Origin of the sequence: Rhodoferax sp., from assembly GCF_034519335.1 — a bacterium.
Lineage (GTDB): Bacteria > Pseudomonadota > Gammaproteobacteria > Burkholderiales > Burkholderiaceae_C > Allorhodoferax.
In genome coordinates this window covers 1-5,313 of record NZ_JAXHOL010000005.1, presented here as the reverse complement: position 1 = coordinate 5,313, position 5,313 = coordinate 1, and the positions used below count along the sequence as shown (strand labels likewise).

Annotated in this window: 6 protein-coding genes; 1 reads left to right on the top strand and 5 read right to left on the bottom strand. The window is 62.7% G+C overall.

Annotation, left to right across the window (positions count from 1 at the left end):
- Positions 1-535 precede the first annotated feature (535 nt).
- Complete coding sequence (kynA, locus tag U5O12_RS04650) at positions 536-1,357, bottom strand: tryptophan 2,3-dioxygenase (RefSeq protein WP_322577515.1); 822 nt, start codon at positions 1,355-1,357, stop codon at positions 536-538.
- 84 nt (positions 1,358-1,441) lie between these two features.
- Entirely contained in the window at positions 1,442-2,749 is a 1,308-nt protein-coding gene (gene kynU / locus U5O12_RS04645; RefSeq protein WP_322577514.1) for a kynureninase, read from the bottom strand.
- A gap of 124 nt (positions 2,750-2,873) precedes the next feature.
- Here kynU and U5O12_RS04640 point away from each other — a divergent pair, with 124 nt between their 5' ends.
- On the top strand, positions 2,874-3,350 hold the full coding sequence (locus tag U5O12_RS04640) for an Lrp/AsnC family transcriptional regulator (protein ID WP_087494417.1): 477 nt from the start codon (positions 2,874-2,876) through the stop codon (positions 3,348-3,350).
- Positions 3,351-3,356: 6 nt separating this feature from the next.
- On the opposite strand, the gene U5O12_RS04635 is transcribed toward U5O12_RS04640, so the two are convergent.
- Genes U5O12_RS04635 through U5O12_RS04625 form a run of 3 tightly spaced genes read right to left on the bottom strand, consistent with a single transcriptional unit; the run spans position 3,357 to position 5,135 of the window.
- Positions 3,357-3,668 carry a YkgJ family cysteine cluster protein gene (locus tag U5O12_RS04635; RefSeq protein WP_322577513.1) on the bottom strand — a complete coding sequence of 104 codons (312 nt, stop codon included), beginning with the start codon at positions 3,666-3,668 and terminating at the stop codon, positions 3,357-3,359.
- On the bottom strand, positions 3,661-4,494 hold the full coding sequence (locus tag U5O12_RS04630) for an AraC family transcriptional regulator (RefSeq protein WP_322577512.1): 834 nt from the start codon (positions 4,492-4,494) through the stop codon (positions 3,661-3,663). Before U5O12_RS04630 ends, U5O12_RS04635 begins: the two co-directional genes overlap by 8 nt.
- Before the next feature lie 23 nt (positions 4,495-4,517).
- Positions 4,518-5,135 carry a LysE family translocator gene (locus tag U5O12_RS04625; RefSeq protein ID WP_322577511.1) on the bottom strand — a complete coding sequence of 206 codons (618 nt, stop codon included), beginning with the start codon at positions 5,133-5,135 and terminating at the stop codon, positions 4,518-4,520.
- Between the last annotated feature and the right edge of the window lie 178 nt (positions 5,136-5,313).

Below are 5,313 nucleotides of genomic sequence, written 5' to 3'. Positions count from 1 at the left end.
CCATGTATTGCCGCAACACGACGCCTTGTTTCCCTTGGTTAGCGGCGCCTGATTGCTACAAAAACAGGAGCTGCTCGCGAATATTCCACAATGGATTTGTCCAATCTCAATAAGAATCGAACGAGATATCGCATGGCAATCAAGGTACCCCTTCAAGCCCTTGTAGCAATACTTTGGACTCTCCCGAGTGCCCACGCATTACAACCCGATCAGGTTTGCAGGCCACCGCAGATCAGGTTCGGGTTGGCCACCGTGATGTTCTGGCAGGTGAGTTTTCGTTAGCGGTCAATTCACTGCCCCGGCGTGAATCCTTAGGACGACGCTTGGTTGTATTGATCGAGACACGAAGAGCCCTGGAGGCAGAGGTCCGCATGACCAAAAACTTTGGTAGCAGCCCATTGCTCACCTACGCGCAGCCCTGGTTGCCCACCGCCAAGCAAAAAGCCCGCTAGGATTTGGTTTTATTTGCTATGAAAAAAGGAGCTGCTCGCGCATATTCCACGGGCACTAGCAGCCCATTTGGCACGTAACTGGCCTACAGCGCCGTGCGCAGCGTCCAGATCTCGGGGAACAGCACCACGTCCAGCATCTTGCGCAGGTAGCTCACGCCGCCGGTGCCACCGGTGCCGCGCTTGAAGCCGATGACGCGCTCCACGGTGGTGACGTGGCGGAAGCGCCAGAGGCGGAAGGCGTCTTCCAGGTCGGTCAGCTCTTCGGCCAGTTGGTACAGGTCCCAGTGGGCCTTGGGGTCGCGGTAGACCTGCAGCCAGGCGGCTTCGACCTCGGGGCTGGCAGCGTAGGGCTGGGTCCAGTCGCGCTGCAGGTGGCTGGCGGGCACGGCAATGCCACGGCGCGCCATGAGCTTGAGCGCTTCGTCGTACAAAGACGGCGCTTCATACGCCGCTTGCACCAGCGCCAGCCGCTCGGGCGCATGGGCGTGGGGCTTGAGCATGGCGGCGTTCTTGTTGCCCAGCGAGAACTCGATGCAGCGGTACTGAAAGCTCTGGAAGCCACTGCTCTGGCCCAGGTAAGGCCGCATGGCGGTGTACTCGGGCGGCGTCATGGTGGCCAGCACGTCCCAGGCGTGCACCAGCTGCTCCATGATCTTGCTCACGCGCGCCAGCATCTTGAAGGCGGGCGGCAGGTCGTCCTGCGCGATGTGGCGCATGGCGGCGGTGAGCTCGTGCAGCATGAGCTTCATCCACAGCTCGCTGGTTTGGTGCTGGATGATGAACAGCAGCTCGTCGTGCGTGGGCGAGAGCGTGTGCTGCGCCGACAGGATGGTGTCGATCTGCAGGTAGTCGCCATAGCTCATGGTTTTGCTGAAGTCGAGCTGGGCTTTTTCGTCAGCGACGATGAGATCTCATCCTAGCGGTGGATGGGTGGCGCGGCTCGGGCCGTGCATGAGGGCATGCCGGACAGTCAGGTGTTCGCTCCATAGTCAGGTCACCGCATGCTTCTGGTTGAACTCAGGCTTTTGCCACTCGCCGCTCTCCAGCACCTGGCGCAAATGCTCCACCGCATTCCACACATCTTCAAACCCGATGTACAGCGGCGTGAAGCCAAAGCGCAGGATGTCTTTGTGGATGCCGCCATCGCCCGCACGGTAATCACCAATCACGCCACGCGCAATCAGCGCCTGCACCATCGCAAAAGCGCCGGAGCCCAAGGCTCCGCCAGCCGTGTGCTCACGCGTCAGGCACACCTGCGAGCCGCGTTGGGCATGGTCCCGTGGGGTGGCCAGGCCAATGCCGTAGCCCTGGCAACGCTCTTCCACCAGCTGGATGAACAGGTCGGTCAGCGCCAGCGACTTGGCGCGCAAGGCCGCCATGCCGCCCAGCTTCTCGGCCGCCTCAAAGCCTTCCAGGCCGCAGCCCAGCAGCGACATGCTGACGATGGGCTGGGTGCCGCACAGGTAGCGGGTGATGCCGGGGGCGGGTTGGTAATCGGGCGTGAAAGCAAAAGGCGCCGCGTGGCCCCACCAGCCGGCCAAGGGCTGCCAGAAGCGGTCGGCGTGCTTGGGGTGCACCCACACAAAGGCCGGTGCGCCGGGGCCGCCGTTCAGGTACTTGTAGCCGCAGCCCACCGAGAAGTCGGCGCCCGAGGCCTTGAGCGTGACCGGCACGGCGCCTGCGCTGTGGGCCAGGTCCCACATCATCAGCGCGCCGGCGGCGTGGGCGGCGGCGGTCACGGCGGGCATGTCGTGCATGGCGCCGGTGCGGTAGTTCACGTGGGTCAGCATCAGCACCGCCACGTCGGCAGTGAGTGCGGCAGCGATCTCTTCGGGCTCCACCAGTTTCAGGGTGTAGCCGCGCTCTTTGCACAGGCCTTCGGCGATGTAGAGGTCGGTGGGGAAGTTGCTGCGCTCGCTCACGATGAGCTTGCGCTGCGGCGCGTCCTGCGCGGCGATGGACAAGGCGGCGGACAGGACCTTGAACAGGTTGATGGACGTGCTGTCGGTGGCGACCACTTCATCCGCATCCGCCCCGATCAGCGGGGCGATGCGGTTGCCCAGGCGCTGCGGCAGGCTGAACCAACCGGCGGTGTTCCAGGAGCGGATCAGGCCTTGGCCCCACTCTTGGGTCACCACCTCGGCCGCGCGGGCGGCAGCGGTCTTTGGCATCACGCCCAGCGAGTTGCCGTCGAGGTAGATCACGCCTTCGGGAATGTCAAACAGATCGCGCAGGGGGCGCAGGGTGTCGGCGGTGTCGCGGGCGCGGCAGTCGTTCAGGGTGAGGGGAGTGGTCATGGTGTCTCAGTGAGAGTGGTCTTCCGAAATTATGTGTTAGGGGCTTTGAAATGTTGATATCTAATCTTCCATATTCAAAAAATGGACTAAGTTAGTCTTCTGGAATGGATTTGGAGAAATATTTATGCAGCAAGTCACCGATAAAGCCGACCGCCTGCTGCTGCGGGCCCTGCAAGACAACGCGCGCCTGACCTCGGGCGAGCTGGCGCAGATGGCCCATTTGTCGCAGTCACCCACCTGGCGGCGCGTCAAGCAGCTCGAAGAGGCTGGCACCATCAAGGGCTACCACGCCGCGCTGGACCGGCGGGCGCTGGGCTACAGCGTGCTGGCCTTTGTGCTGATTGGCATTGACCACCAGAACGAAGCCTCGTCCCAAGCCTTTGTGCAGGCGGTGTCCGAGATTCCAGAGGTGGTGCAGTTCCACGCGATCTCGGGGCAGGCGGACTTTTTGGTGGGGCTGGTGGCGCGCGATCTGGACCACTATTCCGAGCTGTTGCAGCGCAAGCTGCACCGCCTGCCGGGCGTGCGGCAGGTGCAGTCGCACTTTTCGTTACAAGAATTCAAGGGGCAGATGGCGGATCTGCCGGTTCCACTGGATTGAATCGCTTTATTCCAGTGCGGGCAACCCGAGTTTGGCGCGGGCCCGTCTGCAGCCTTCGCTGCCCTCCACCAATTCGTGACAAGGGGCCGGCCGCAGCGGATAGATGCGGCAGCCCACCTGTTCACCCACCGTGCCGGTAAGCGCAGTGCAGCGGATGGGCACGCTGCCGGTGCCCTGCATGCGCCAGGTGTTGCCGTTGACCTCGTCGGCCAAGTCGTCTGGCACGGTGCCGCCCGCAAAGGCCATCTCGTAGACCGAAAACTCCACCCGGAAGCAGGCGCAGCACGCGCCGCAGGACGTACACGCAGACTCAGCCATGGGACAGAACGGCGCGCAGGTTGCCCTGGTAGTTTTTGGGCGTGGTGGCGTGGCGTTGTTTGAACTGGCGCTGAAAGTGCGCCTGGTCGGCAAAGCCCAGCTGATGGGCCACGTCGGCCAGGGTCGCCCCCTGTTTGAGCAACTGCTTGGCCCGGATGAGTCGCAGGTCGATCTGATAAGCGTGTGGTGTCTGGCCGTAGGCCTGTTTGAACTTGCGGATCAGCGTAAAACCGTCGAGCCCGCTGGCCATTGCCAGCTCGGCCAACGCCAGCGGCTGCTCCACGTGCGCATGCAGCAGGTCGCGCGCCCGGGCTACGCCCCAAGGGTTGACAGAGATTTCAGGCTCCGTCCTCCGTGGAACCAGCACATGCTGCTCCAAAAAAAGGAGCAATCGTTCATCCACTTGCAGGGGGTCAGGTGTGCCGGCCAGGCGGTCTAGCAGTTCGGTCAGTGTTTGAAAGATGGTTGGATCGTCGCTATGGTGGCGCGCTAAAGCCAATGGTTGTGGCGCTGCTTGCGCGTCAAACGGTAAAAAGCTCTGGTGCATCCACTGCGCATCCACGTACAGCATGCGGTAGGACCAGGCTTGCTGCGCGTCGGGGTTGCAGGCATGGGCCAGTCCTGGCTCCATCATCACGGTCATGCCGGAGCGCAGCGCCACGGCCTGTGTGCCATGGCGGTAGATCGCCGCGCCTGCATCAATACAGCCCAGCGAATACTCGGCGTGGGTGTGGGTCTGGTAGTTGTCGCGGGCCCGCGTGGTGGTGCGCAGCTCCAGGTGTGGCAGGCTGGCGTGGCGCGTGAAGGCGTGGGGGCTGGCAGGCATGCAGGAATGGTAATTCGAATCGCTCAGAGCAGGTCCACCATGTCCAGCACCGTGAGCACTAGCAGCCCGGCCATGACACGGTTGAACAGGCGCTGGTGGTTCGCAGGCTGCAGCCACTGGCGGATCAGCGTGCCCAGAGCTGCCCAGCAGGCCACCGAGCCAAAACAGACCACACCTGAGATGGTGCAGAAAAGCCAGAGCCGCAGGCCTGCATCCGCACCCGCAGGCACAAACAGGCTTATGCCTGAGAGCGCTACCAGCCAGGCCTTGGGGTTCAGTCCTTGTGTGAGGGCGCCTTGCAGAGCGTCGTGTACCCAGTTCGTGTGTTGGGGGGAGGTGTCCGAGTTGTTCATGGGTTGCACGGGGGCCACCGCAATCTTGAAGGCCAAGTACAGCAGGTACAGTGCGCCGGTGTACTGCGTGGCCGTGGTCAATGCTGGCCAGGTTTGCAGCAGCCACTGCAAGCCGCCGCCCATGAGCAGAACCACTGCGCAGTAGCTCAGGCTGGCACCCGCCACATGGGGCAGGGCGCGCCAGAAGCCGTAACGTGCTCCCTGGCTGGACGCAATCACATTCACTGGCCCCGGTGAAATGGCCCCGGCCAGGGTAAACAGAGCCATCGATATCCACACTGCAGCCATTGCATCTCTCCGTCCTTGTTGATCAAGGCCCGAAGTGTTGCTGCGTGTCAGTGTTGTGTATTGAACGAAATTGCGCGGGTGCTTGGCAGAGTGTTTACAGCTTGCCCAGCAGCAGGTACTCCATCAGCGCCTTCTGCACGTGCATGCGGTTTTCGGCTTCGTCCCAGACTACGCTTTG

What these genes read in the sequence shown, in the direction of transcription:
- U5O12_RS04630 (WP_322577512.1), bottom strand. Translation starts at nt 4,494, where the DNA reads ATGCCTGCCAGCCCCCACGCCTTCACGCGCCACGCCAGCCTGCCACAC.
- U5O12_RS04640 (WP_087494417.1), top strand. Translation starts at nt 2,874, where the DNA reads ATGCAGCAAGTCACCGATAAAGCCGACCGCCTGCTGCTGCGGGCCCTG.
- U5O12_RS04625 (WP_322577511.1), bottom strand. Translation starts at nt 5,135, where the DNA reads ATGGCTGCAGTGTGGATATCGATGGCTCTGTTTACCCTGGCCGGGGCC.
- U5O12_RS04635 (WP_322577513.1), bottom strand. Translation starts at nt 3,668, where the DNA reads ATGGCTGAGTCTGCGTGTACGTCCTGCGGCGCGTGCTGCGCCTGCTTC.
- kynU (WP_322577514.1), bottom strand. Translation starts at nt 2,749, where the DNA reads ATGACCACTCCCCTCACCCTGAACGACTGCCGCGCCCGCGACACCGCC.